The organism is Caldalkalibacillus uzonensis, from assembly GCF_030814135.1.
Classification (GTDB): domain Bacteria; phylum Bacillota; class Bacilli; order Caldalkalibacillales; family Caldalkalibacillaceae; genus Caldalkalibacillus; species Caldalkalibacillus uzonensis.
On sequence record NZ_JAUSUQ010000006.1, the window covers coordinates 1 to 25,772 of the forward strand.

21 protein-coding genes and 2 pseudogenes are annotated in these 25,772 nt (G+C 49.2%); 16 read left to right on the forward strand and 7 right to left on the reverse strand.

The window, feature by feature from the left end:
- Positions 1 to 305: 305 nt before the first annotated feature.
- Positions 306 to 1,049 (reverse strand): hydroxyethylthiazole kinase, encoded by a 744-nt coding sequence (thiM, locus tag J2S00_RS08930; RefSeq protein ID WP_307338393.1) that lies wholly within the window; start codon positions 1,047 to 1,049, stop codon positions 306 to 308.
- A gap of 233 nt (positions 1,050 to 1,282) precedes the next feature.
- Here thiM and J2S00_RS08935 point away from each other — a divergent pair, with 233 nt between their 5' ends.
- The 15 genes and pseudogenes from J2S00_RS08935 (at position 1,283) to J2S00_RS09005 (ending at position 17,559) form a co-directional block, all read left to right on the forward strand.
- Complete coding sequence (locus tag J2S00_RS08935) at positions 1,283 to 1,798, forward strand: DoxX family membrane protein (protein ID WP_307338396.1); 516 nt, start codon at positions 1,283 to 1,285, stop codon at positions 1,796 to 1,798.
- Between the two features lie 152 nt (positions 1,799 to 1,950).
- On the forward strand, positions 1,951 to 4,557 hold the full coding sequence (gene adhE / locus J2S00_RS08940; RefSeq protein WP_307338398.1) for a bifunctional acetaldehyde-CoA/alcohol dehydrogenase: 2,607 nt from the start codon (positions 1,951 to 1,953) through the stop codon (positions 4,555 to 4,557).
- A gap of 39 nt (positions 4,558 to 4,596) precedes the next feature.
- Positions 4,597 to 6,824 (forward strand): annotated as a pseudogene (gene pflB, locus J2S00_RS08945) (formate C-acetyltransferase).
- A 28-nt stretch (positions 6,825 to 6,852) separates the two neighbouring features.
- Positions 6,853 to 7,623 (forward strand): pyruvate formate-lyase-activating protein, encoded by a 771-nt coding sequence (gene pflA, locus J2S00_RS08950; protein WP_307338401.1) that lies wholly within the window; start codon positions 6,853 to 6,855, stop codon positions 7,621 to 7,623.
- 129 nt (positions 7,624 to 7,752) lie between these two features.
- Complete coding sequence (locus J2S00_RS08955) at positions 7,753 to 9,171, forward strand: anion permease (protein WP_307338404.1); 1,419 nt, start codon at positions 7,753 to 7,755, stop codon at positions 9,169 to 9,171.
- A 30-nt stretch (positions 9,172 to 9,201) separates the two neighbouring features.
- Positions 9,202 to 9,399 carry a hypothetical protein gene (locus J2S00_RS08960; RefSeq protein WP_307338407.1) on the forward strand — a complete coding sequence of 66 codons (198 nt, stop codon included), beginning with the start codon at positions 9,202 to 9,204 and terminating at the stop codon, positions 9,397 to 9,399.
- Positions 9,392 to 10,237: a fumarate hydratase gene (locus J2S00_RS08965; RefSeq protein WP_307338410.1), complete on the forward strand. Its 846-nt coding sequence runs from the start codon at positions 9,392 to 9,394 to the stop codon at positions 10,235 to 10,237. Before J2S00_RS08960 ends, J2S00_RS08965 begins: the two co-directional genes overlap by 8 nt.
- A 13-nt stretch (positions 10,238 to 10,250) precedes the next feature.
- Positions 10,251 to 10,829, forward strand: a complete 579-nt coding sequence (locus tag J2S00_RS08970) for a Fe-S-containing hydro-lyase (RefSeq protein ID WP_307338413.1) — start codon at positions 10,251 to 10,253, stop codon at positions 10,827 to 10,829.
- A 6-nt stretch (positions 10,830 to 10,835) separates the two neighbouring features.
- Positions 10,836 to 12,545 carry an FAD-binding protein gene (locus J2S00_RS08975; RefSeq protein ID WP_307338415.1) on the forward strand — a complete coding sequence of 570 codons (1,710 nt, stop codon included), beginning with the start codon at positions 10,836 to 10,838 and terminating at the stop codon, positions 12,543 to 12,545.
- Positions 12,545 to 13,501, forward strand: a complete 957-nt coding sequence (locus J2S00_RS08980; RefSeq protein WP_307338418.1) for a succinate dehydrogenase/fumarate reductase iron-sulfur subunit — start codon at positions 12,545 to 12,547, stop codon at positions 13,499 to 13,501. Before J2S00_RS08975 ends, J2S00_RS08980 begins: the two co-directional genes overlap by 1 nt.
- Positions 13,498 to 14,379, forward strand: coding sequence for a CoB--CoM heterodisulfide reductase iron-sulfur subunit B family protein (locus J2S00_RS08985; protein ID WP_307338419.1), 882 nt, complete (start codon positions 13,498 to 13,500; stop codon positions 14,377 to 14,379). The genes J2S00_RS08980 and J2S00_RS08985 overlap by 4 nt, the downstream gene beginning before the upstream one ends.
- A 293-nt stretch (positions 14,380 to 14,672) precedes the next feature.
- Positions 14,673 to 15,395 (forward strand): helix-turn-helix transcriptional regulator, encoded by a 723-nt coding sequence (locus tag J2S00_RS08990; RefSeq protein ID WP_307338422.1) that lies wholly within the window; start codon positions 14,673 to 14,675, stop codon positions 15,393 to 15,395.
- Positions 15,396 to 15,477: 82 nt separating this feature from the next.
- On the forward strand, positions 15,478 to 15,963 hold the full coding sequence (ybaK, locus tag J2S00_RS08995; protein WP_307338425.1) for a Cys-tRNA(Pro) deacylase: 486 nt from the start codon (positions 15,478 to 15,480) through the stop codon (positions 15,961 to 15,963).
- 60 nt (positions 15,964 to 16,023) lie between these two features.
- The gene (locus J2S00_RS09000; protein ID WP_307338428.1) at positions 16,024 to 16,914 is read left to right on the forward strand and encodes an EamA family transporter; all 891 of its coding nucleotides are present in this window, start codon (positions 16,024 to 16,026) and stop codon (positions 16,912 to 16,914) included.
- A 93-nt stretch (positions 16,915 to 17,007) separates the two neighbouring features.
- Positions 17,008 to 17,559, forward strand: a complete 552-nt coding sequence (locus J2S00_RS09005; protein ID WP_307338431.1) for a hypothetical protein — start codon at positions 17,008 to 17,010, stop codon at positions 17,557 to 17,559.
- A gap of 143 nt (positions 17,560 to 17,702) precedes the next feature.
- On the opposite strand, the gene J2S00_RS09010 is transcribed toward J2S00_RS09005, so the two are convergent.
- Genes J2S00_RS09010 through nikA form a run of 6 tightly spaced genes read right to left on the reverse strand, consistent with a single transcriptional unit; the run spans position 17,703 to position 24,304 of the window.
- Positions 17,703 to 19,085, reverse strand: a complete 1,383-nt coding sequence (locus J2S00_RS09010) for an MATE family efflux transporter (protein ID WP_307338434.1) — start codon at positions 19,083 to 19,085, stop codon at positions 17,703 to 17,705.
- 37 nt (positions 19,086 to 19,122) lie between these two features.
- The gene (locus J2S00_RS09015) at positions 19,123 to 19,890 is read right to left on the reverse strand and encodes an ABC transporter ATP-binding protein (RefSeq protein ID WP_307338436.1); all 768 of its coding nucleotides are present in this window, start codon (positions 19,888 to 19,890) and stop codon (positions 19,123 to 19,125) included.
- Positions 19,890 to 20,966 carry an ABC transporter ATP-binding protein gene (locus J2S00_RS09020; protein WP_307338439.1) on the reverse strand — a complete coding sequence of 359 codons (1,077 nt, stop codon included), beginning with the start codon at positions 20,964 to 20,966 and terminating at the stop codon, positions 19,890 to 19,892. Before J2S00_RS09020 ends, J2S00_RS09015 begins: the two co-directional genes overlap by 1 nt.
- A gap of 2 nt (positions 20,967 to 20,968) precedes the next feature.
- Entirely contained in the window at positions 20,969 to 21,805 is an 837-nt protein-coding gene (nikC, locus tag J2S00_RS09025) for a nickel transporter permease (protein WP_307338441.1), read from the reverse strand.
- Entirely contained in the window at positions 21,802 to 22,746 is a 945-nt protein-coding gene (gene nikB, locus J2S00_RS09030) for a nickel ABC transporter permease (protein WP_307338444.1), read from the reverse strand. Before nikB ends, nikC begins: the two co-directional genes overlap by 4 nt.
- A gap of 1 nt (position 22,747) precedes the next feature.
- A complete protein-coding gene (gene nikA, locus J2S00_RS09035; RefSeq protein ID WP_307338447.1) occupies positions 22,748 to 24,304 on the reverse strand; it encodes a nickel ABC transporter substrate-binding protein in 1,557 nt (518 codons plus the stop codon).
- Between the two features lie 112 nt (positions 24,305 to 24,416).
- On the opposite strand from nikA, the pseudogene cls reads away from it, so the two are divergent.
- Positions 24,417 to 25,762: pseudogene (gene cls, locus J2S00_RS09040) on the forward strand (cardiolipin synthase); the annotation flags it as partial.
- Positions 25,763 to 25,772: the final 10 nt, after the last annotated feature.

Consider the following 25,772-nt stretch of genomic DNA (forward strand, 5'->3'; position numbering starts at 1 on the left):
TTTCATCCATTTTGTTAATTCCCTACCGCGCTTCCGCTTGGGGGCCTTTTCATCCAGTTAACGGCTTTGCCATTACCTGTATGAAAAGGGAAATATATCTCCAACAAATATTTTACTCATACGGCAGTTCGCCAGTCCTCAAAGTTTCTTTCATTGTTAATCTACAACCACGTTCATCTCAAACAACCACAACGCAGCGCAAGTACAAAAAAGAAGCAACCCACCTTGGAAGCTGGCGGGTGGGTTGCTTGATGTCAGGACCGCTTTTTGGGGATGATGAAGGGCAGCCAGATCAGCCGCCCAAATTACAAGATGGATGCCACCCTTTTTTCCAGCTGTTCAGGTGTGATGTGATACAAAGCGTCCAACAGAGCCGGAACGAAGCTGCCTGGTCCGGATGCCTGGGCCCCAGCCATCTCCCCTGCCAGTTTAAGCATGCTTAAGGCATGAAACGCTGCTTTCTGAGCGTCTTGTTCCACAGCCAGAAATAATCCAATCAGGGAAGTGGCCAGACAGCCGGTGCCTGTCACTCTGGCCAGCAGCGGATGTCCACCAGGGATGGCCACGTGATTGACATAGTCCGTCTCTCCCGTCAATGCCATCACCGCCTCGAAAGGCCAGTCGATAGGAGCAGCAGACGAGCCGGCATCCACTCCCTTTCCTTCCCAGCTGCCATTGGCCAGAAAGGAGAACTCTGCTCTATTGCCGCAAATCACGACAAAGGAGACCTCATCCATCAAACGTGCAACGGCACGGCGGCGGAAAGCGGTTGCGCCCACCCCAACCGGGTCCAGCACAACGGGAATGTTCAGCTGGTTGGCTTTTTTTCCGGCGAGTGCCGCGGCCTCGACCAGGCCAGGGTCAAGGGTGCCAATATTGATCACCAAAGCTTGGGCGTGGCTGACCATTTCTTCTACTTCCTCAGCATGGTGGGACATGACAGGACTGCCGCCGGCAGCCAGTGTCCCGTTAGCCACGAAGTTCATCACCACTTGATTGGTAATATGGTGAATAAGCGGAGATTGCGCCCTGATTTTTCTCAACAGCATAATCGATAACCCTCCTTATTCTTGCCAGGCTTATACCTTGGCTGATACCATTCCTATTCTTTAGCAAGTATAAAGCGTGGAAAGGGGATGTCAAGGCAAAAATTTCTAACAAGACTGTGACCAAATTATGAAAACAAACAAAAATGTGATGTATTTCACAGGTCTTTAGCTGCTAAGAACTGTACACTTAAGGTGTAAAAAACACCACTTCATTTTGAAAGGAGGAATGGTTGATGTTTGTCAAGTTTCTCAGGGAGAGCGCCGTTGCGGCTTGGTTGTTATTAGTTGCCCGTCTGTGGCTGGGGTGGAAATGGTTGAAGGCAGGTTGGGGCAAAGTGACAGGGGATTTTGACGCTTCAGGGTATTTACAAGGAGCCATTGCCAAAGCCAGCGGAGACAATCCAGTTGTACAAGAGTGGTGGGCCAACTTTTTAAGCGGATTCGCACTTCCTAATGTTAACTTGTTCAACTTTTTGGTTGCCTGGGGAGAGTTACTTGTCGGTCTGGGTCTTATTTTAGGCACATTTACAACATTTGCAACTTTGATGGGCGTTGTGATGAATTTTGCTTTCCTGTTCTCTGGAACAATCAGCACCAACCCTCACATGATCCTAGTGGCCATGTTTATCCTGGTTGCCGGAGCCAATGCCGGTAAAATCGGTTTGGACCGCTGGGTCATTCCTTACCTCAGACAAGGAATGCAAGGGCTGCTCAACCGGGGTAAGGAGTTTAAACAGACTGGTGTCTAGGGAGAGATGTATAAGCAGAGAATGAATAAGTAAAGAAATAATAAAGAATAATTGTTCTGAGCAATACCTGTTCTTTTTTTAGCCATATATGTGAAATGTTTCACAAACTCAAGCTTGTTAAACCTTTAATAATGTAGGAGGAGAGAGAAATCATGGCGGTCAAACACAAAGAAGCCAAACAATCTGATCTAGCTGCAGTGATTGACACGTTAATCACTAATGCTGAGCATGCCCAGCGGGAGTATATGCACCTCAATCAAGAGCAAGTGGATCACATTGTCAAGGAGATGGCGCTGGCTGGGCTGGACCAGCATATGGCCTTAGCCAAACTGGCCGTGGAAGAGACCGGGAGAGGTGTCTTTGAAGACAAAGCAACCAAAAACATTTTTGCTACTGAATATATCTACCACAATATTAAATATGACAAAACAGTAGGCAGCATTAAGGAAGATCCGTACAACGGGATCATGGAAATTGCCGAACCCGTGGGGATTGTGCTGGGGGTGACACCCGTTACCAATCCCACCTCAACAACCTTGTTTAAATCCTTAATCGCCGTTAAAACACGCAATCCTATCATCTTCGCTTTCCATCCTTCTGCTCAAAAATGCAGCCGTGAGGCGGCGCGCATTGTCCGTGATGCAGCGGTCAAAGCAGGGGCACCTGAGCATTGTATCCAATGGGTAGAGAACCCTTCTGTGGAAACCACCCAGGCGCTGATGAAGCATCCTAAAGTGGCCTTAATTCTGGCCACCGGAGGGGCAGCCATGGTCAAATCAGCTTACAGCTCAGGCAAGCCGGCCTTGGGTGTGGGACCGGGGAATGTGCCCTGCTACATTGAAAAGACAGCTCACATCAAACGGGCTGTGACTGACTTGATTCTCTCCAAAACTTTTGACAACGGCATGATTTGCGCTTCCGAGCAGGCTGTTATTGTTGATAAAGACATTTGTCCAGAAGTTAAGGCGTATATGGCTGACAATGGCTGCCACTTTTTATCACCTGCTGAGTTGAAAAAAGTGGAGAAACTGGTGATTAACCCTGCTTCCTGCGTAGTGAACCCCGATATCGTCGGACAACCAGCGGTCAAAATTGCTGAACTGGCCGGCATTAGGGTGCCTGACCAGACAAAAATCCTGGTCGCTGAGCTAAAAGGGGTCGGCCCCCAGCATCCCCTTTCCAGGGAAAAATTAAGTCCGGTTTTGGCCTTTTATCAAGCGAAAACAACAGAAGAGGGACTCAAACTGGCTGAAGACATCATCGCCTTTGGAGGCATGGGCCACTCCGCTGTGATTCACTCCAGCAATCCCAACGTGATTGAAGCGTTTGGCAAGCGCATGAAAACAGGACGCATCATTGTCAACGCCCCGTCTTCACAGGGGGCCATCGGCGATATTTATAATGCCTACATCCCCTCGTTGACTTTAGGGTGCGGCACATTTGGCCATAACTCGACCACAGCCAATGTGTCTGCCATCCATCTCATTAATGTGAAACGTATGGCCACACGCACGTACAACATCCAATGGTTTAAAGTGCCGCCTAAAATTTATTTTGAAAAAGGCGCAACTAAATACCTGGAAAAAATGAGGGATATCAGCCGGGTCTTTATTGTGACAGACCCTCACATGGAAAAGCTGGGTTACGTAGACCGGGTGCTGTACTGGTTGCGCAAACGTCCCGATTATGTCCAGGTGGAAACATTCTCGGAAGTGGAGCCGGATCCCTCCTTTGACACCGTGCTCAAAGGGGCAGAGCTGATGAAAAAATATGAACCTGATGTGATTATTGCCCTGGGAGGAGGATCCCCTATTGATGCAGCTAAAGCAATGTGGCTGTTATACGAATATCCGCAAGTGGATGTAAACGGCATAAAGCAGAAGTTTTTGGATATCCGCAAGCGGGTGTATAAATATCCTTTGTTGGGCAAAAAGGCCAAATTTGTGGCCATTCCAACCACGTCAGGAACCGGGTCTGAGGTCACGCCCTTCTCCGTCATCACGGATAAAGCAGAGAATGTGAAATATCCTCTGGCTGATTATGAATTAACCCCTGATGTGGCCATCATTGACCCGGAGTATGTGCTCAGTGTGCCTAAAAATGTAACGGCAGATACGGGGATGGATGTGCTGACCCATGCCATTGAAGCCTATGTTTCCAACATGGCCAACGACTATACGGACGGATTGGCCATCAAGGCGATCCAGCTGGTGTTTGAGTACTTGCCCCGGGCCTATCATAATGGACGGGATGAAGTGGCCAGAGAAAAAATGCATAACGCTTCGGCCATCGCCGGTATGGCCTTTGCCAATGCCTTCTTGGGCATCAATCACAGCCTGGCCCACAAGCTGGGGGCAGCCTTTAACATTCCCCACGGAAGGGCCAATACGATCCTGATGCCCCATGTGATCCGGTATAATGCCCTGAAGCCGACCAAATTTTCCTCTTTCCCTAAGTATGAACACTTTGTGGCCGACCAGCGATATGCCGAGATAGCCCGGGTTCTGGGTTTGCCTTGCCGGACAGTGGAAGAAGGGGTACAAAGCCTGATCAAAGCGGTGATTGATCTGGCTAAAGAACTGGAAATGCCCCTCAGCATTGCCGAGTGCGGTGTCGGGCGTGAGGTGTTTGAAGCCCAGGTGGATCAGTTGGCCGAAAAAGCCTTCGAAGACCAGTGCACAACCACCAACCCCAAATTGCCGCTGGTCAGTGAGTTAGCGGAGATTTACCGTCAAGCTTACGAAGGTTACAAAGACTGAACAAAGCATATTCAGAAAAACTTGAAAGGAGCATGTGGTATGGACAAGTGGAGAGGTTTTAAACCTGGAAAATGGATGGAGGAAGTGAATGTCCGGGATTTTATCCAGCTGAACTGGTCTCCTTACACAGGGAATGAATCATTCCTGGCCGGTCCCACGGAAAGAACAAAGCAACTGTGGGAAAAAGTACAAGTGTTATTAAAAAAAGAGAGAGAAAAGGGCGGGGTGCTGGATGTGGACACGAAAACCGTCTCCACCATCACCTCCCATCTGCCAGGCTATATCGATAAAGAGATGGAGCAAGTGGTGGGCTTACAAACGGACGCTCCCCTTAAACGGGCCATTATGCCGTTCGGGGGCATCCGCATGGTCAAAGAAGCGTGCCGGGCTTATGGTTATGAGCTGGACCCTGGGGTGGAAAAAATCTTTACCCTGTACCGCAAAACTCATAACCAAGGGGTGTTTGATGTCTATACCCCGGAGATGAGGTTGGCCCGCAAGGCAGGCATTATTACGGGTCTGCCTGACGCGTACGGGCGGGGGCGGATTATTGGTGATTACCGCCGCGTTCCCCTGTACGGCGTCGATTTTCTCATTAAACAAAAGCAGCAGGAACTGGCCCTCTTGGAAGCAGATGTCATGCTGGACGAAACAATCCGGGAGCGGGAAGAGCTGGCTGAGCAAATTAAAGCGCTCCAGGAGCTGAAGGAGATGGCTGCCAGCTACGGCTATGATATTTCCCAGCCGGCTGGAAATGCACAAGAGGCGGTCCAGTGGTTGTACTTTGCCTATCTGGCTGCCATTAAGGAGCAAAACGGGGCAGCCATGAGCTTGGGGCGTGTCTCCACCTTCCTGGATATTTACATTGAGCGGGATTTGCGGGAAGGGACCTTAACTGAGCAAGAAGCCCAGGAGCTGATCGATCACTTTGTGATGAAACTGCGCTTGGTTAAATTTTTACGCACGCCTGAGTACAACGAACTGTTCAGCGGGGACCCAACCTGGGTAACCGAGTCCATCGGCGGTATGGCTGTTGATGGGCGTCCGCTGGTCACCAAAACGTCGTTCCGGTTCTTGCATACCCTGGACAATCTGGGGCCGGCTCCTGAACCCAACCTGACTGTGCTATGGTCGACACGTTTGCCCGAACCGTTTAAGAACTATTGTGCCAAAATGTCTATTAAAACAAGTGCCATCCGGTATGAAAACGATGACCTGATGCGTCCCGAGTTTGGGGATGACTATGGCATTGCCTGCTGCGTGTCGGCCATGCGTATCGGCAAGCAGATGCAATTTTTCGGCGCCAGGGCCAATTTAGCGAAAGCGTTGCTGTATGCCATCAATGGCGGAAAGGATGAAAAGTTAAAGATTCAGGTGGCACCCCGGTTTGAACCAATCAGGGATGAGATCCTTGATTATGAAGTGGTCAGGGAGCGCTTTGACCAGGTCTTGGATTGGCTGGCAAAACTGTATATGAACACGTTGAACGTGATTCACTATATGCACGACAAATATTGCTATGAACGGATTGAAATGGCCCTGCATGACAGGGAGATTGTCCGTACCATGGCTTGCGGCATTGCCGGATTGTCCGTAGTCGCAGACTCTTTGAGCGCAATCAAATATGCCACAGTGAAGCCCATCCGGGATGAAAACGGGCTTGCTATAGACTTCAAGATCGAAGGAGACTATCCCAAATACGGCAACGATGATGACCGGGTGGACTTATTGCCAAAGAGATCGTCCACACCTTTATGAACAAGCTGCACAAACACAAAGCATACAGGGGTGCCATTCCCACCCTGTCTGTGTTGACCATTACTTCCAATGTGGTCTATGGCAAGAAAACGGGTAACACCCCTGATGGACGCCGGGCAGGAGAACCTTTTGCCCCCGGGGCCAATCCCATGCATGGACGGGACACTAAAGGGGCATTGGCTTCCCTCAACTCGGTGGCCAAACTGCCCTATCAGGATGCGTTGGACGGGATTTCCAACACGTTCTCCATCATACCCAAAGCCCTGGGCAGAGAAGAGGAAGACCGCGTCCACAATCTGAAAGGGCTTTTGGACGGTTATATAAGCCAACAGGCACACCACATTAATGTGAATGTGCTCAACCGGGAAACATTGCGGGATGCGATGGAACATCCGGAAAAATATCCTCAACTGACCATCCGCGTTTCTGGTTATGCCGTTAACTTTATTAAATTGACAAGGGAGCAACAGTTAGATGTGTTGAAGCGGACCTTCCATGAACAGATGTAACAATTAAACTGAGGAGTTGAGTCATGTCATGTTAAGAGGACGTATCCATTCCGTTGAAACTTGCGGGACCGTTGACGGTCCCGGCATCCGCTATGTGGTGTTTATGCAGGGGTGCTTGCTGCGCTGCCAATACTGCCACAATCCAGATACCTGGGACTTAAAGGGAGGAAAGACGGTCACGAGAGAGGAATTGCTGCAAGATATGAAAGGGTACGTCCCTTATATGACTTTTTCTGGCGGTGGTGTCACTGTCTCTGGAGGTGAACCGCTGTTGCAAGCCGAATTTGTGGCAGAACTGTTCAAGGCCTGCAAGGAGCGGGACATTCATACTGCTTTGGATACCTCAGGGGGTTGTTTCACCGGCCATGGGGTACAGCGCCAGATCATTGATCGTTTGCTGGAGGTCACCGATCTGGTCCTTCTTGACCTGAAGCATATTGATGAGGCGAAGCACCGCCGCCTCACTGGACGTTCCAATGCTCACATCTTACATTTTGCCCGTTACCTTGCGGAAAAGGGAACGCCAGTTTGGATCCGGCATGTGCTTGTGCCAGGTTATACCGATGATGAACTTGATTTAGCCCGTCTTGGCCAATTTATCAAGACATTGCCCAATGTACAAAAAATAGAGATTCTCCCTTATCATCAGCTTGGTGTTCATAAGTGGCATGCGTTGGGACTCCATTATCCTTTGGCAAACGTACACCCGCCCACAGATAAGAACATTCAGCGGGCCTATTTGATCCTGACTGGGAAAGGACAACAGTCTAATCTGACAGGCCAGCTTGATATGTGTTAACAGGGTGAAGGAATCATGGCTATTAAGAAGGGAACGATTTTTTTTAAAGTTGTATGTGAAATAATTCACAATTTGTTAATCGTGCAACCGTTGAATGCACAAATGAATGGACAAAGGGAGTGATAGAAAATGACGAAAAAAAGCGATGTGAAGCTTATTCCTTTATTGATCACGTTAGCGATTGGGATTGGTATTTGGAATATTGCCCCCCCAGCCGGATTGGAAAAGGAAGCATGGCAGCTTTTCGCCATATTTGTAGCTACGATTGTCGGGCTTATCATTAAGCCCATGCCGATGGGAGTTGTGGCTATTTTCGGTCTGACGGCGACCGTATTGACCAAAACGTTGACGATAGGTGACGCACTGAGCGGTTTCAGCAATTCCGTCATATGGCTGATTGTCATCGCCTTCTTTGTTTCCCGAGGGTTTATTAAAACGGGACTCGGTTCGAGAGTGGCTTACTTTTTCGTTATGAAATTTGGCAAAAAGACGCTTGGGCTTTCGTATGCCTTGCTGTTTAGCGATCTGCTTTTGGCGCCGGCGATGCCGTCCAATACTGCGCGGGCGGGAGGGATTGTGTTGCCGATTATCCGCTCGTTGTCCGAAGCGTACGGTTCCCGGGTCGAAGACGGAACGGAAAGAAAAATTGGTTCTTTCCTGACCAAAGTGGCCTTTCAGGGTGACATGATTACATCGGCGATGTTTCTGACTGCCATGGCAGCCAACCCATTAGTGGTGAGCATTGCGGCTGAAATTACGGGAGTAAACATTTCCTGGACCGGGTGGATGGTCGCAGCATTTGTTCCCGGAATTGTAAGTTTAATCATTATCCCGCTTGTGATTTACAAAATTTATCCGCCCGAAATTAAAGAAACACCTGGCGCGGCAGAACTGGCCAAACAGAAATTGGCGGAAATGGGGCCGTTGAAAAGATCGGAATGGTATATGGTCGGCGTGTTTTTCCTTATCCTCTGCCTTTGGATTTTCGGAACAAAAGTGGGGATCGACGCGACCACGACCGCTTTTATCGGATTGTGCGCGTTGCTTTTGCTTCAGGTTTTATCCTGGTCAGACATCAAAAATGAACAAGGGGCATGGGATACGCTGGTCTGGTTTGCGGCTCTCGTCATGATGGCCACCTTTTTAAATCAGCTCGGCTTCATTCCATGGTTTAGTGGAATAATGGAAGGCAGTGTGTCCGGCATGTCTTGGGTAGTCGCACTCATTGTCTTAGCTCTGGTGTACTTCTATTCACACTATTTCTTTGCCAGCAATACAGCTCATGTCAGTGCGATGTACGGGGCATTTTTAGCTGTATTAGTTGCGGCAGGAGCGCCGCCCTTATTATCCGCTCTGGTTCTCGGTTTCTTCAGCAATTTGTTTGCCTGCACTACGCATTACGGCTGCGGGCCCGCTCCAGTGTTTTTTGGCACTGGCTATGTCAGTCAAAATAAATGGTGGTCTATCGGCTTCCTTATCTCGATCATTCATATCCTTGTCTGGTTGGGAATCGGTGGACTGTGGTGGAAATTGTTAGGACTTTGGTAAGAGCGTTTTTTCCATAAGGAGGTGATGTAAGTGGCGGTGCTGATGAATGGGGTGGAATCTCCCTGTTGTTCAGCGAAGGTGGTCAAGGAATTTCGGATTGAACTTTACCATGGAGCTGATGATGAATACGAGTTGAACGTTCCGTTTTTCATCTGTATCAAGTGCGGCGAACCTGTTTCGCTGTTGCAAACGGCAGATATGATTGGAAGGGGGAAAAAAGATGCGTGAAATCTCGACAGAACAAGTGATAAAGACGGTAAGAAGACTGTGTATCGAAGCTGCCTGCGATTTGCCTGAAGATGTGGAGCAGGCTTTGAGGAAGGGGTTGTCTGTGGAAGAATCGCATTTTGGCCGATACAGTTTGGAGAAAATCTTGAAAAACGTGCATCTGTCCCGGGAAGAACAGGTGCCAATGTGCCAGGACACCGGAATGGCGGTCATTTTTGTGGAGATAGGACAAGACGTTCGTATTGTGGGCGGTGCTCTGAACGAAGCGATTAACGAAGGAGTTCGGCAAGGATATAAAGACGGTTATCTAAGAAAATCGGTTGTCGCAGATCCGGTTCTTCACCGGCAAAATACTAGCGACAACACCCCCGCGGTGATCCATACCGAAATCGTGCCTGGCGATAAACTCAAAATCCAGGTGATGCCCAAAGGCGCCGGAAGCGAAAACATGGGAGCGGTGAAAATGTGCAAACCGGCGGAAGGATTGGACGGGGTGATGGACTTTGTTGTAAACACCGTCACACAAGCGGGTGGCAACCCTTGCCCGCCGGTGATTGTCGGCGTCGGTATTGGCGGGACGATGGATAAATGCACCCTTCTGGCCAAAAAAGCGCTGGTCAGGGATGTGGGGCAGCCCCACCCCAACAAAGAGTATGCAGAAGTAGAAAAAGTATTGCTTGAAAGAATCAATAAGCTTGGCATTGGGCCTCAGGGCTTTGGAGGAAAAGTGACAGCTTTGGCCGTTCACATCGAAACCTATCCGACTCACATCGCGATGCTGCCTGTCTGTGTCACCTTGAACTGCCATGCGGCGCGCCATAAAGAGGCTGTGTTATAAGGGAGGAAAAGAAATGAGCACGGTAAAGAAGTTAACGACTCCATTGACTGACGAACAGATCCGATCTTTAAAAGCCGGCGATCAAGTTACGATTACAGGCGTTATCTATTCGGCGCGAGATGCGGCTCATCAAAGGATGGTCGATGCGCTTAAAGAAAACAAACCGCTGCCTGTCGATCTAAAAAATCAGGTGATTTATTATGCGGGACCAACCCCGGCCAAGCCCGGAAAAGTCATCGGTTCGTGCGGACCGACCACCAGCGGGCGAATGGACGCTTATTCGCCGGCCTTGATGGAGCAAGGACTTAAAGGGATGATCGGCAAAGGGCCGAGAAGCAGGGAAGTGATTGCCGCAATGAAAAAGCACGGCGCGGTTTATTTTGCGGCTATCGGCGGGGCCGCCGCCCTGATTGCGGACACGATCAAAAAGGTGGAAGTCGTGGCTTACGAGGAACTGGGTCCGGAAGCGATTCGCCGGATGGAAGTGGAAAACTATCCTTGCATTGTCGCTGTCGACTGCGAAGGAAACGACCTGTATGAAATAGGCGTCAAACAATACAGAATCGAAGAACAGACGTTGGAACAGGAGTGAATGCAGATGTTGAAGTACGATGTGATCGTTGTCGGCGCCGGGGGAGCGGGCATGATGGCCGCTCTTTATGCGAGTAAAGACAAGAATTTGCGCGTGGCCTGCTTGTCGAAAATATTCCCCACGCGTTCCCACACGGGCGCGGCTCAAGGCGGCATCAACGCGGCGATGGGTTACCGGGACGCGACAGACTCCCCCGAAAAGCATTTTAGAGACACGGTGAAAGGAAGCGATTTTTTGGCGGATCAGGATGCGGTTGAATATTTTACCGCCAACATGCCCGCTATCATCTCGGAACTGGATTATTACGGCGTTCCTTTCTCCCGTGATCCAAACGGAAGAATCGCCCAGCGTCCGTTTGGCGGCGCTTCAAGTCCTAGAACGTGCTATTCGGCGGACAAAACCGGCCACGTGATTTTGCATGCCTTATACGAACAATGCCTGAAAAACAACGTTGAGTTTTTGGACGAATGGTTTTTGCTGTCGCTTGTCGTGGCGGACGAAACGTTTCATGGACTGGTCGCGATGAATATCAAAACAGGCGAAATTCACCCTTTTCTGGCCAAAGCGGTTGTGATCGCGACGGGCGGGTTTGGCCGCATTTACTGGAACCGTACGACCAACGCCATCAACATGACCGGCGACGGGACGGCCGCCTGCTTCAACGCCGGCATTCCGTTAAAAGACCCTGAATTTGTGCAGTTTCATCCGACTGGATTGGCTTCTACAGGCATTTTGCTGTCGGAAGCTTGCCGGGGAGAGGGCGGTTATTTGATCAACAGGGAGGGCGAACGTTTTATGAAACGCTATGCCCCGGAAAAAATGGAGCTGGCCCCGCGCGACCTGGTGTCGCGGTCCATCGAGATGGAAATTAAAGCAGGGCGTGGTTTCGGCCAAGGTTTGGAAGCATACGTGCTGATGGACCTGAGACATTTGGGTAAGGAAAAAATTATGGAACGGCTGCCGCAAGTAAGGGAGCTGGCCATGGATTTCGAAGGCGTCGATCTCATCGAAGAGCCGGTTCCGATCCGCCCGAGCTGCCACTATATGATGGGCGGTATCCATGTCAGCGATTACGCCACATTGGCCACGCCCGTGGAAGGGATTCATGCCGCCGGTGAATGCGCCTGTGTTTCCATTCACGGGGCCAACCGACTGGGCGGCAATTCCGTAGCGGATGTCGTGCTGTTTGGCAAGTATGCCGGCATCGGCGCGCGCGAAAGTGCGAAGAAACGCCCGTTTGGCCTCGAAACTTTGGTGATTAAAGAGGCAAAAAAATGGGAGAGCAAGTTTGCAACTATGCGCAATAAAACTTCAGGTATTCGTCTGGTCGATATACGCAACAAAATGGCGGAAGTGATGTGGAATTATGTCGGCATTTTCCGTCATGAGCAAGAAATGAGGGTTGCCCTGGAGACGATCGATCAACTGCTGAACGATTATGAACATGCGTATATTGGCGATCCCGCCCTTCGTTACAATACGGCTTTTGTCCATTATGTCGAAATCGGAAACCTGCTAACTCTGGCGAAAGCCGTTGTGCTAGGAGCGATAAACCGGAAAGAAAGCAGAGGCTCCCATGCAAGGGCTGACTATCCGCAAAGAGATGATGAGAACTTTCTGAAGCATACGCTAATTTATAAACGAGGCGATCGTTATGAACTGAAGTATCTTCCTGTCAAAATTACGAAATATCCACCGGAGGAGAGAAAGTACTGATGGAAAACATAACTTTTCGAATTCGGCGCTATGACGGTACCAACACATGGGTTCAAGAATATCGGCTTCCATATGAAAAAGGAAAGACAATTCTCTGGGCATTAACCAAAATCAAAGATGAAATCGATCCTACGTTAAACTTTACTTCCGCATGCAGGCATGCCATTTGCGGCAGTTGCGGTGTCAAAGTTAACGGTCATGCCTTCCTGGCCTGCAAAACGTCTTTGGATAAATTGCTCGAAACCTTTGATACATCTGTATTATACTTTGAACCTCTGGGCAATTATGACGTGGTCAGAGACTTGGTCGTCGATTGGAAGCCAAAAATGGAAAAGATGAAAAAGGTAAAGCCATGGCTGCTTCCTTCCAGGGAAGGAAGCAAAGAAGAGGGGTTTCGCCAAAGCAAGCAGCAATTTGCCAAAATCTCTTCCTCTACCGATTGCATTCTTTGCGGTATATGCGCTTCCGAATGCGGCCAGCTTGCCATTAATGACGGAGGTTATTTGGAGCCGTTCATCATCAACAAAGCTTACCGCTTTGTCGTCGATTCAAGGGATAACGCACCTGAAGAACACATTAGGCCCGTATTGGAAAACGAGCTATGGAAATGTATTCATTGTATGCAATGTGTTTCAAAATGTCCGAAAGAGATCCCATTAACGGATGAAATCGCCTATCTAAGAAAAGAGACCATGAAAATGGGCGAAGTCCATAATCAGGGAGCGCGGCATGCCTACGCATTTTATCATGACGTAAAAAAATGGGGAAGATTAAACGAAATGACGCTACCCGTTAAAACGGACGGCATGGTCACCACCTTGCGCAAACGAATTCCTTTTGCTTATCGCATGATAGTCAAAGGAAAGATAAACCCGCTTCGCTTGCCTAAAGCGGTGAAAGGGATTAAAGGGGTAAGAAAAATTTACCAACAGGTAGAGGAGGAAAGCAAATCATGAGATACGCTTTCTTTCCCGGGTGTACATTGGAGTCGGCGGCAGCGGAATTGATGATTTCCACCAAAAAGGTCGCTTCCGCCTTAGGCATCGAATTGATTGAATTGGAAGGCTGGACTTGCTGCGGGGCAACGCATTTACAGGACGTTGACGAGCAATTGGCTCTGGCGATCAATGCGCGCAACATCGCCTTGGCCGAACAGCTGAACGCTCCGCTGCTTACCGTTTGCAACACTTGCACGCTTATGCTGCGGACTACAAAGAAAACACTCGATGAAAATCTACAGCTGAAAGAAATAACGAATCAAAGATTAAGTAGCGCAAATGTGGAATATCAAGGTACAAGTGAAGTGACCCACTTGTTGTGGGCCCTTATTCAAGATTATGGCCTTGAAAATTTAAGGGCAAAAGTAAAAAGACCGCTCAAGGGCTTGAAGGTTGCCAATTTTTACGGCTGCCACATCATTCGGCCGCAAGAAGTGTTGGGATTTGAAAACCATATGAATCCCCATTCGATGGAGATGGTCGTGGAAGCGCTTGGGGCGGAGAGTGTCGAATTTTCGCAAAGGTTGGCCTGCTGCGGCTTCCACGCTGTTTTTCCAGCGGAAAAAGAAGTGATGAGACTGACAGCGTTAAACTGCTTGTCGCCGAAAAAGGCCGGTGCCCATTGCATTGTGACCCCCTGTCCGCTATGCCAGATGCAACTCGATATGTACCAGCCCGATGCGCAAAAAGGATGCCGCGACAATATTACCATGCCTGTTCTGCATCTTCCGCAGCTGATCGGATTGGCCCTTGGATTCGAACCGGAAGAATTGGCCATTAACCGACATATTGTTGACGCGATTCCGGTGCTGCAGCAACATATAGGAGTAATATAATTTGTATTGGTGCTCATTGAATTAATTCAGCATTTATTATAGGCGGTGTAAATACGGGGGATCAGCTTCATGAGGCTGGTCCCCTTTATGGTGCCTATTGACTGACATCGTTTTGCGGACATCGTTTCAGGGATGGAGTTGATGGTGGCTCTCTTTTGTACTAAAATTTCAGTATCGTCAGAGAGTATGGATTGTTAAAATACAGCTGGTTTTACCATGAATGAAGGGTTTACTATTGGTCACCCACAATTAGGTGAACCTACAGTAAAGACTATAAGAAAGGCGAGGTAAAGATGGAACAACTCAGCCACGCAGTGTGTGAAATACGGCGTTATCCAGGCAAGTGCCTCACCCATAAGCACAGTTTTGGTCAGCTTTTATTTGCCTTAGAAGGCAGGATGATGATTGATACCGGTCCGCAGTTTTTGGAACTGGAGGAGGACCAATGCTACTATCTCCCCCCTCACTGTGTGCACACGTTTGAAGCCAAAGACCGCCATCAGTTTTTGGTAGTGGATGTTCCGCTTCGCTTTCTCCAGTCTAACCATCAGCAGGTTCAAGCTGACCATCATGGGCGGCTCATTTCGTTAGATGAGCGGCTGCGCTCCCTGCGCTTTTTGCTGCTGGATGAATCGGGAAGGGGAGCATCTTCGTCAGGTCCCCTTGATGATCTTGTCCATTATTTAAGCAAAGCGATTCTAACTCAACCCAAATACCGTTCTATTGAATATATTCACGCTCATTTTAATGAACCTATCACCATTGAACAGCTGGCCGCTGTGGAGCATTACCATCCGGCGTACTACCAGCAGTGGTTTAAGAAAATAACAGGAAAAAATCCGAGCGAGTATATCCGGGAGTTGCGCCTTAACGAAGCAGAACGGCTGCTCAGGGAGACTGCTTGGTCTGTCACGGATATTGCCTGCCACGTCGGTTATAGCCATCCTGCTTCATTTATTCGGGCCTTTGTGCGGCACAGGGGAGTCACACCTCATGTGTTTCGTCAAAATATTTAATGAAGTAAACAACAATGTTGGATAAGGTTTATTCCGCCTTAAGCAGCTGGTGTATACTAAACAACACGTGGGGTGAATCATGATGAAAACCAACGCCATGAGGTTATTGGAGCAGCATCAGGTTGAATATCAAATATTGACTTTCACCTATGATGAAACAGATTTAGAGGCAACGCAAGCAGCGAAAGAAGTCGGCCTGCCTCCGTCACAGGTATTTAAAACACTGGTACTAAATGGGGACAAGACCGGAATTGTGCTGGCTTCCCTGCCTGCGGATTGCGACTTAAACCTGAAAGCGCTGGCCCGGGCCAGCGGCAACAAAAAAGTAGAACTGTTGCCGGTTAAAGAGATCCCCAAAGTGACCGGATATGTCCGGGGAGGGGTCTCTCCAGTGGGTATGAAGAAAAATTACCCGTTCTATATTGACCATCGTGTGACAAAGGAAGAAAAAGTAGCGGTCAGCGGTGGCAAACGGGGCGTGCTGATGATGCTAAGGAGCAGAGATTTAATTAAAATCACCAATGCAGTGTTGGCAGATCTGTGTCATACAGACAGAACTAGGTCATAAATCAGAATGTAAAGGGCAGGCAAGCGTGTAAGAGACACAGTTACCAGGGGGAACGGAAAAATGGATTCAAGAGTTGCTGGCAGTTTGGTTCTTTTGGCGGCAGTCTTATGGGGCACGACGGGCACCGCCCAAGCCTTTGCCCCCCAAGGGGCAAGTCCCCTGGCCATTGGTGCCATGCGCCTGGCAGTGGGAGGATTGGCCTTATTATGTTTTGTACTCGTACGGGGCACCCTTAGCCGTAAAAAAGCATGGCCGCTTGGGGCTACCTTGATAGCAGCGGTAAGCATGGCCCTTTATCAGCCCCTGTTTTTTTCGGCTGTCGCTTCAACGGGAGTGGCCGTTGGAACTGTGGTGGCCATCGGCAGCGCTCCTATTTTGGCCGGGATGTTCGAATATGTTTTTCGCGGCGTTAAACCGGGCCAAAGATGGTGGCTGGCTACTGCACTGGCTGTGGCGGGCTGTGTCCTTTTGCTCGGTCATCAAGGGGAAGTGAGTATCAATATTGGAGGCCTGTTGATGGCGCTTGGGGCAGGCTTTAGTTTTGCCGTCTATACTTTGGTCAGCAAGGGGTTGCTGGCCCAACATCGGCCTGAAGAGGTTGTAGCTGTCGTCTTTAGTTTAAGTGCTGTGTTGCTGTCTCCTCTCTTACTCTTCTATGACTTAAGCTGGTTGCTGGAGATGAGAGGTTGGGCTGTCGTGTTGCATCTTGGATTGGTTGCCACTGCATTGGCTTACCTGCTGTTTGTGCGGGGCTTGACAGGGATACCTGCTGCACATGCTGTCACCCTTTCTCTGGCCGAACCCTTGACAGCTGCGCTGTTGGGTATTTTTCTTGTCGGGGAGATATTAACCTTAGCCGCTAAGTTTGGTATTGCACTTTTGTTTTTGGGTTTAAGCCTTTTGACTGTCCGGTTTCGTTCCTTGCAACAGGGCAATGTCCCCGACAAATGACCATGTGTTGTGACATAGTTCATATCAAAAACAGGGCCCTCTTGTTACGATGAAGTTACGAAACGGTTTTTCTCTTTTAAAGGAGGGTTTCCTGTGCGTTCTGTCAAGGCTAATAATGAAGAATTAAACCTGCAAGAGATTAAAAAAGATTTAAAAAACAAATTACGTGTCTGTTACGAACTGGATTTAACACGTTGTACAGACTATCAACGCTTAATTTGCTCAGAAATTCAAAATGTGGCCCGGCTGGTGCTATACCATGCTTATCACGGTTTTCAGATATCGAAGACTTATCAACTGAAAAAGAGCACGGCCCCGGAAACATTCCAGCGCCTGGTTTCTTACCTTAACAAAGGAGTATCTAATAAGGGAATTGATCAAGCTGTGTTGGATTTGTTACAAGTGTATGTGAAAAATATGCAACAAAGCGATAAAAATAAGTCTGAATTGGATCAATCTATCATGTTGTACCTGATTTATTTTACACTGGTTGAATTGGGACTTGATCATGAAAAGTATCGCTTTTGTTTGCTGAAGAACTGGCTGAAAAACAATTTTGAACTGACCGTGTTTGCCCAAAAAGAGGAAGATATTGACAAAATGTCCAAGCTCATAGGTGAAGTTTTTCCATCCCTGACAGAGTAAAAGAGGATCGAAATGGCAAGGCCAATCGGTTAAAAAATTTCCCATATGTTCTAAGAAAAGCCCCGAATAAGGGACTTTTTTTGTTTGGCCCATTATTCGGGTGTAGAACATGGGAACCAGAGGTTTTTTTGGATGTATATTGATTAAGCGGAACTGCGGTTGTGCTCTGCTGCTACGTTTTGTGGAGCAAACATCCGGTTTAAACGGGGGAGATAGGCCCACAAAACCAGGGAACGGGACAGGCTGAACAGAGTAAAGCTGAACCACAGTCCGTGATTCCCCCATAAGGGGAGAAACAGCCAAATGGCGATTAAGAAGACACCCAGGGAAACAACAAGGGAGTCGCGAAGGGGTCCCGCTTCAGTTGCACCGGCAAAGATACCGTTTAGCTGCAAGCCCCAAAAACTAACCAGGGGATAGAGCACCACCCACTCTGCAAATTGACCGGCAGCGAGCTGGACTTCCGGGATGCTGGTAAATAGGGCAATCACCCAGCCTTTATTTATAAATAGAAAGGCACCAAGCAAGACAGAAGCCGTAAAAGCCCACAAGGCTGAGAAACGGATGGTCCGGATATACAATGGCTGGTCACCCGCACCGACAGACCGACCCACTAAGATACTGCTGGCATTGGCGATCCCGTCCAGGACATAAGCCAGTAATAAATGGAGCTGAAACAAGATGGCATTGGCGGCCAGGGTCACATCACCCATGGTGGCTCCCTTGGCCGTAAAAATACCGAACACAGCGAGCAGGCAGACGGTACGGATAAACAGATCACGGTTCATTTTTAACATCTTAAGGAGCGGAGCGGTGGCTAAAATCTGTCCCTTATCCCATTTTCCCCCTTGCAATTCCTTGGATAGGTAGATGATCACCAAGCCAAGCCCGACTGCGGTAATTTCGGCAATCAGGCTGGCGGCAGCTACTCCTGCGACGCCGAATCCTAGCACCAGTACGAAAAGCAGGTCCAGAACAATGTTGAACACATTCATAAATACTTGCAAAAAGAGGGCCAGACGGACCCGGGCAATGCCAATGAGCCAGCCTAAAATCACATAATTCATCAGGGCAAAAGGAGCTCCCCAAATGCGGATCTCAAAGTAACGCAAGGCCTGGGCTTCAACGGCCTGCCCCGGATTGATCAACCACATGGCCACCCATTTGACGGGCGACTGCAGCACAATAAACAGCATCCCGCACAAAACGGCGATGCCCAATGGACGCAGAAAGGTCATCAACAATTCAGCCTTATCATTGGCCCCGTGTGCTTGGGCGGTAAAACCTGATGTACTGACACGCAAAAAACCGAGCAGCCAGTATAAGGTATTAAAAATAAGCGTCCCAACGGCCACGCCCCCGATATAAACCGGGTCAGGCAAATGACCCACAACGGCCGTGTCTACAGCTCCCAATAAAGGGGTGGACAAGGCGCCCAGGATCAGGGGCAAGGCCAGGAGCAGAAATTGGCGATGCGTGACCGTTTGGTTCTTCACGGTGTCTACAGGAGATGTTGCTGTTTTCATCTTTCATCCTCCCTCAAATTGGGTTGTTGATTGACGTTTAAGAACTGGCTGCCAGTAATTGACGGGTATAAGGATGCCGCTCGGATTTGAACAGAGCACCAGCCGCACATTGGTCCACGATCCGGCCTGCTTTCATGACAATCACGCGATCACACATAAAGCGCACAGCAGCTAAATCATGGGAAATAAAGACATAGGCCATTCCCAGTTCTTCTTGCAGTGATTTAAGCAAGTTTAACACCTGGGCTTGGACGGAGACATCCAGGCTGGCCGTGGGTTCATCACAAACAACGATTTTGGGATTAATACTGATGCCCCGGGCGATAGCGACACGTTGCTTTTGGCCCCCGCTTAATTGGTGGGGGTAACGGTCAAGGATGTCTTCGCCCAGACCGACCATGTGAAGCAGGGCCGCAGCCAGTTTACGGCGGTCATGACTCACTGGCTTTAAGAAAGAAGGAACCGCATGGGGAAAGTTATCCAAAGGTTCAAGCACAGAAGTCATCACGGTCAAACTGGGATTGAGGGAAGCATGGGGATCTTGGAATACAGCCTGGATATGCTGCCGCTTAAGTCTGAGCGCTTCCCGCCGCATAGTATAAAGGGGAACCCCTTCCAAGAAAACCTCCCCCCGGTCAGGACGTTCAAGCGCCAGGAGCAACCGGGCTAACGTGCTTTTGCCGCTGCCGCTTTCACCAACAATTCCCAGGCAGTGGCCCGCTTCTAATTGAAAGGAAATGTCATCAACGGCGGTGACTCCGGATGGATAGGTTTTGGTCAAATGTTTGACGTTTAACACCATCATCAGCCCAGTCCTTTCTCTTGCTTCGTGCTTTTTTCCAGGGGCACATCAAAAAGGTGGCAGGATGCTTCGTGGTGATCATGTATAAGTGTTCGCACAGGAGGGGTCGTGTGACATTGATCGATGGCATAGGGGCAGCGCAGGGCAAATGGGCACCCTTGATCAGCCACAAGCCCTGGTTCACCTGGAATAGTGACCAGACGCTTGGGAGGGGATGACAAGGAAGGCTTGCTTTGCAGAAGCAGCTGCGTATACGGGTGCTGTGGATTGTGCTGAATGCAATCCTTATCTCCTTGTTCCACCAGCATGCCACCATACATGATTCCAATGCGGTCGGCCCACTTCAGCACGTCGTTTAAGTTATGGCTAATTAAAAGGACAGCGCATTGGGTCTCCTGCTTGAGCTTCTGCAATAAGGCCAGCACATGCTGGGCGCTGAGGACATCCAAGGCGGTGCTCGGTTCATCAGCGATTAATAAGGAAGGACGTAACATGAGTGCTGTGGCCAGTGCTGCCCGCTGGAGTTGCCCTCCGCTCAACTGAAATGGATAGCTGGCAAATGCCCGCTCGGCAGGGAGGCCCACCCGTTTCAGAGCAGAGAGAGCCAGTTCCTTGGCTATCTTCCGTTTAACATGGAGGTGGGTTTGAATGGTTTCGACCATTTGTTTGCCAATGGTTAAGAAAGGCGTAAAGCTGCTGCGGTAATCCTGGAAAACAAAGGCGATTTCTTTATGACGCAAACGACGGTGTTCCTTCTCTGTTAGTTGAAGAAGATCAGTCTCCTTAAACAAAAGCCGCTCCCCGCCAACAGACATGGAAGGGGGCAATAGCCCAATCACTGAGAGGGCAGTAATACTTTTGCCACTGCCGCTTTCACCAACCAAGGCAAACGTTTCACCGGCCCGAATGTCTAATGTAAGGTGGTGAACTAACGTTTGGGGGAGGTGATGCTTATGGTGAAACACGATGCTGACGTTTTGCAACTTAAGCACAGACTGTTCAATCCGCTGCTTTTCGGGTGGTCCCAAGTTTAATTGTTGTGTCGGCACTCCAGTCATCTCCTTCAAGTCACTGGTCATACTCAGATGCGTTTAACATCCAATATATCTCTCAGTCCATCACCAATCAAATTGAAACTTAAAACAACCAGTAAAATAGCCAGTCCCGGGTAGATCATCAGGGAGGGCATGGTTTGGAAGTAGGCCCGGCCGTCATTCAACATGGCTCCCCATTCTGGAAGAGGAGGTTGCGCTCCCAGGCCAATATAAGAGAGTGAAGAGATAAGCAAGATCATTTTGCCCATATCTAATGTCGCCATAACCAACACGGGGGAGAGGACACGCGGCCACAAATGCTTGTATAAAATTGTCCGCTCTCTTGAGCCGCTGACCCGTGCAGCCAGAATGTACTCCTTCTCTTTTTCGGCGAGGACAATACCTCTCACCAGGCGGGCATAGCTCATCCATTTGACCATAATCATAGCGGCCATCAGGTTAAACAGGCTGGGGCCCAAAAAGCCGGCAATAGCAATGGCCACAATGAAGTCGGGAAAGGCGATAAATGAATCAACCACTCTCATTAAGACGTTATCCACCCAGCCCCCCCTGTATCCTGACCACAGCCCCAATGGAACGCCAATCAATAGAACGGTTAATAAAGCTAGAAAAGAAACACCCAGGGTTATTTTGCCCCCCTCAATCAAACGTGAAAAAATACAACGTCCTAAATGATCCGTCCCCAAGGGATAGGTTGGGCTTGGACCCTGAAGCCGTTCAGCCATATTCACCTCTGTTGGATCATTTGGTACCAGGAAAGGGCCGGCAACTATGAGCAAAACAAGAACGAGCAGCACCACAAGACCAGTTAAACAAAGCGGTTCGCGAAACACGTAGCTGGCAGTTTCCATGACACGAATCATTGCTTTTCATCCTTTCCAAAACGGATGCGGGGGTCCAGCCAGCGGTAAGACAGATCAATCACCAGATTGGCCATGACCACAAACAAGCCTGTAAACAAAATATAGCCTTGAATAATAGGATAGTCCCGTTTAAACACGGCATCGACCACCAGCTTGCCCAAACCAGGCCAGGAAAACAAGGTTTCCACCACCACAGCCCCTCCCAGCAAGTGGCCCAAGCTCATTCCCAGCATGGTGATCACCGGCAGCAACCCGGCGCGCATGGCGTGGCCCATCAAAATCTGCCACTCTGGTAACCCTCTGGAGCGGGCGGCACGGATGTAATCTTGGGAAAAGCTTTCCAACAGGCCTGCGCGGAGCAGGCGGGCATAGACTGCCGCCATGCCCAAGCCCAAGGTCACTGAAGGTAAAATTATATGTTTGAAGCTGCCTTCACCCATGGAAGGCAGCAGTTTGAGTTGGTAAGCAAATATATAAACCAATAACAGCCCCAGCCAAAATTGGGGCAGGGATGCGCCGATAAAGGCCAGCATCCGGCTGACATGGTCAAGCAGACGGTGATGAAACACGGCAGCCAGTGTTCCCAGGGGCAGGGCAATCACGATCATGACCAAGAGGCCTCCCAGCGCCAGGTAAACCGTTGGCAGGAGCCGGTCCAGCAGTTCATCCAGAACCGGACGTCCCGAAACGTACGAGACGCCCAGATCCAGCTGTATAACCCGCCACAGCCAGTGGCTGTATTGCACTGCCCAAGGCTGATCCAGACCGAGTTCCTTCCGCACAGCCTCTTCATCGGATTTAGTCACTAAGACCTCGTCAGCTCTTAGGATAGATCTTACCGGGTCTCCTGGGGCTAATTTCATTAACATAAACGTAAACAGAGAAAGCATGAACAGGACTGTGGCCAGTTGGCCTAACCGGGACAAGATCAACCGCTGCATGTTATCTCACATCCAGCTGGTGGGTGAGCATGTAATATTCCTCAGCCCCCGGTGACCAATTCAGCACCCGGTTATTAATCCCAACCACAATATGGGGGTAAATGATAAAGGCATGTAAGGTTTTATCCTGAATGATTTGCACAGCTTCCTGTGTCAAACGGTGCCGTTGTTCGGGATCACTCGTTTGGTTAAGCTGAGCAATGATCTCGCTTAAGGCAGTATCCTCAATGCCTCCTGCATTAAGGGCACCTTCTGCTGTATAGGCCACATTGAGGAAGTATCCCCCGTCACCTCTGGGAGCGGTCAAGCTGCTGTAAGTGGCCAAGTCCCAATCATGGTGTTCATGCAGATAGGTGTCGATGTTGTCCACGGACTGAATGTTAATGGTCATGCCAATTTTGGCAGCCTCGGCTTGAAGGAGTTGGGCGATCAGCGGTAACTCAGGTCTACTTTGATAAGTTAACAGGTTTAATGACAAGGGCTTTCCCTCTTTGACCAGTTGGCCCGTATCATCTAACTCCCATCCTGCTGCTTCTAGCAGTGCTCGGGCCTGTTCGGGGTCGAAAGCAGGGGCAGTTTCCCCGGCACTAAAGGGGAAATCAGGATGGAAGGGACCATTGGCCGGGGTGGCATGCCCTTGCATCACTTGATGACTAATCGTGCCCCGGTCAATCAATAGATCGATGGCCTGACGCACTTTTTCATTTTGCATGTGAGGCTGTTCATGATTAAAGATTAAGAAATGGGCTCTCAAGCTGGAAACAGATTGAACAGTTAATTCTTCCTGTTGCTCAATAACCTCTAAACTTTCTACCGGAAGGTGATAAACGATATCAGCCTCATGGGACTGTAACGCCAGTGCTCTGACATTGGCATCCGAATTAATTACAAACTTGGCTTTCTCAAGCGGGGAAGGGCCAGCCCAATACTCATCAAACCGTACCAACCCGATTTCCACATCAGGAGCAAAGGATTCGACCTTAAAAGGACCAGTGCCGACGGGAGCACGATCCAAGTCAGTGGTGTCCACCTTAACAATAGAAGTGTTAGGGTTCACCAGTTCTGAGGGCAAAGCCGGATAAGGCTCGGTTGTCTTAATCATCAGTTTCTGTCCGTCCGCCTCCAAGGAATCGATTTTGAGCGTGGTTTGTAGAGACGGATTGACCTCCAACCCCCGCTCTAAAGAAGCTTTGACCTCCTCAGCTGTTAACGGCGTTCCATCGTGAAAGGTCACCCCCTCCCGGATGGTGAAAACCCAGGTGAGTTCGTCCTGTTGGGCCCACTCTGTTGCCAGCCAAGGTTCCAGTTCCAGCTTTTCGTTTAGCCGCACAAGGGTTTCAGTGATCCCCGCCCGCAACGTGACCCATTCTTGATGGGGATCCAAGCTGCTGGAAGGAAAGCTGTACATAATGGTTACGGTTTTTTCCCTTTCACTTTGTGCACTGGTTTCAGTTTCACTCGATGAGTGCGTTTCTGATGAACTGCAGGCAGCCAGTAACAATAAGAGAGCAAGTGAGATTGCCAAAAAGTTAAGAATACTTCTGGAGCTTACAGTCATTATGTATCACTCCCAACATTAATAATAATAATTACGATTTATATTCCCGACTATTACTATGGGCCAAAGGAAAATATTTGTCAACAACTTATGCCTGCTGATCAATGGATGCACCATCACCTGGTTGATTGTGCTGGCTGTATTTCCCGTGGTGGGCATTCTGTTCTACTTTTTATTTGGCCGCAATTTCCGACGCAGGCGTATGTTCAAGGAAAAAGCAAAAGCCGATGCGGATGAAATTATGCATCTTAAGCGGTTTACCCCCCATTCTCTTCTGGCTTTGGAGGGGGTGCCGGCTCATCAGTATCGTTTTTTCCAACTTGCTCACCGGATTAGCAATGCGCCCATCTCTTTTCAAAGTAAAACTGAGGTGCTGACGGATGGAGAGGAGACGTTCCAGTCGCTGCTGGCTGCTCTGCGCCAGGCCAAACATCATATTCATTTAGAATACTATATCGTCCGGGATGATGATCTGGGACAGCGGGTGAAGCACATCTTGATTAAGAAAGCAAAAGAAGGGGTGGAAGTCCGTTTTTTGTATGACAGTGTGGGGTGTTGGAAGCTTTCCCAGCGGTACATTGATGAGTTAAAACAGGCCGGGTGAAGATGGAGCCGTTTTTTCCGGTCACTTTTCCACTGCTCAATCATCGCCTCAACTTTCGCAATCACCGTAAAATCGTCGTGGTGGACGGTGAAGTGGGCTTTGTGGGAGGGTTGAATATCGGGGATGAATATTTGGGCAAGGATCCCTTTTTCGGCCACTGGCGGGACACTCATCTGAAAGTGGAAGGGGAAGCGGTTCGCTCACTGCAAATGATTTTCTTGCTGGACTGGTTTTACATGACCGGTGAAAAATTGCTGTATCCCCCCTATTTGTCCCCCCATTTGATTGACCACGACCGCCAGCAGGAAGGGGGCGTCCAAATTATCGCCAGTGGTCCTGACCACGAATGGGAAGTGATTAAGAAGCTTTATTTCGCCATGATCACCTCGGCCAAGGAAAAAGTGTATATTTCATCCCCTTATTTTATCCCGGATGAAGATATTTTGAGTGCGCTGAAAGTGGCTGCCTTAAGCGGCGTGCAGGTGAAACTGATCCTACCCAGCAAGCCGGATCATAAGATTGTGTTTTGGGCGACCCGCTCCTATTTCACCGAATTATTGGAGGCAGGAGTGGAAATCTATCTCTATCAAAAAGGATTTATGCACAGCAAGGTCGTCATTGTAGACGAAGAACTGGCCTCAATTGGCTCGGCCAATATGGATATGCGCAGTTTTCACCTTAATTTTGAGGTCAATGCTTTTTTGTACCGTAATCACAGTGTGAAACGGCTGGTGGAAGACTTTAGGCAGGATATCTCCGATTCGCAACAGGTGATGTTGAACCGCTACCGGCAGCGCAAATTTCATCACCGTCTCTATGAATCGGTGGCTAGATTGTTTTCCCCCTTGTTGTGATCGTTAGCGG

Bases quoted from the DNA above. Each gene is read 5' to 3' on its own strand.
- thiM (WP_307338393.1), bottom strand. From the start codon at position 1,049: ATGCTGTTGAGAAAAATCAGGGCGCAATCTCCGCTTATTCACCATATT.
- J2S00_RS08935 (WP_307338396.1), top strand. From the start codon at position 1,283: ATGTTTGTCAAGTTTCTCAGGGAGAGCGCCGTTGCGGCTTGGTTGTTA.
- adhE (WP_307338398.1), top strand. From the start codon at position 1,951: ATGGCGGTCAAACACAAAGAAGCCAAACAATCTGATCTAGCTGCAGTG.
- pflA (WP_307338401.1), top strand. From the start codon at position 6,853: ATGTTAAGAGGACGTATCCATTCCGTTGAAACTTGCGGGACCGTTGAC.
- J2S00_RS08955 (WP_307338404.1), top strand. From the start codon at position 7,753: ATGACGAAAAAAAGCGATGTGAAGCTTATTCCTTTATTGATCACGTTA.
- J2S00_RS08965 (WP_307338410.1), top strand. From the start codon at position 9,392: ATGCGTGAAATCTCGACAGAACAAGTGATAAAGACGGTAAGAAGACTG.
- J2S00_RS08970 (WP_307338413.1), top strand. From the start codon at position 10,251: ATGAGCACGGTAAAGAAGTTAACGACTCCATTGACTGACGAACAGATC.
- J2S00_RS08975 (WP_307338415.1), top strand. From the start codon at position 10,836: ATGTTGAAGTACGATGTGATCGTTGTCGGCGCCGGGGGAGCGGGCATG.
- J2S00_RS08980 (WP_307338418.1), top strand. From the start codon at position 12,545: ATGGAAAACATAACTTTTCGAATTCGGCGCTATGACGGTACCAACACA.
- J2S00_RS08985 (WP_307338419.1), top strand. From the start codon at position 13,498: ATGAGATACGCTTTCTTTCCCGGGTGTACATTGGAGTCGGCGGCAGCG.
- J2S00_RS08990 (WP_307338422.1), top strand. From the start codon at position 14,673: ATGGAACAACTCAGCCACGCAGTGTGTGAAATACGGCGTTATCCAGGC.
- ybaK (WP_307338425.1), top strand. From the start codon at position 15,478: ATGAAAACCAACGCCATGAGGTTATTGGAGCAGCATCAGGTTGAATAT.
- J2S00_RS09000 (WP_307338428.1), top strand. From the start codon at position 16,024: ATGGATTCAAGAGTTGCTGGCAGTTTGGTTCTTTTGGCGGCAGTCTTA.
- J2S00_RS09010 (WP_307338434.1), bottom strand. From the start codon at position 19,085: ATGAAAACAGCAACATCTCCTGTAGACACCGTGAAGAACCAAACGGTC.
- J2S00_RS09015 (WP_307338436.1), bottom strand. From the start codon at position 19,890: ATGATGGTGTTAAACGTCAAACATTTGACCAAAACCTATCCATCCGGA.
- J2S00_RS09020 (WP_307338439.1), bottom strand. From the start codon at position 20,966: ATGACCAGTGACTTGAAGGAGATGACTGGAGTGCCGACACAACAATTA.
- nikC (WP_307338441.1), bottom strand. From the start codon at position 21,805: ATGATTCGTGTCATGGAAACTGCCAGCTACGTGTTTCGCGAACCGCTT.
- nikB (WP_307338444.1), bottom strand. From the start codon at position 22,746: ATGCAGCGGTTGATCTTGTCCCGGTTAGGCCAACTGGCCACAGTCCTG.
- nikA (WP_307338447.1), bottom strand. From the start codon at position 24,304: ATGACTGTAAGCTCCAGAAGTATTCTTAACTTTTTGGCAATCTCACTT.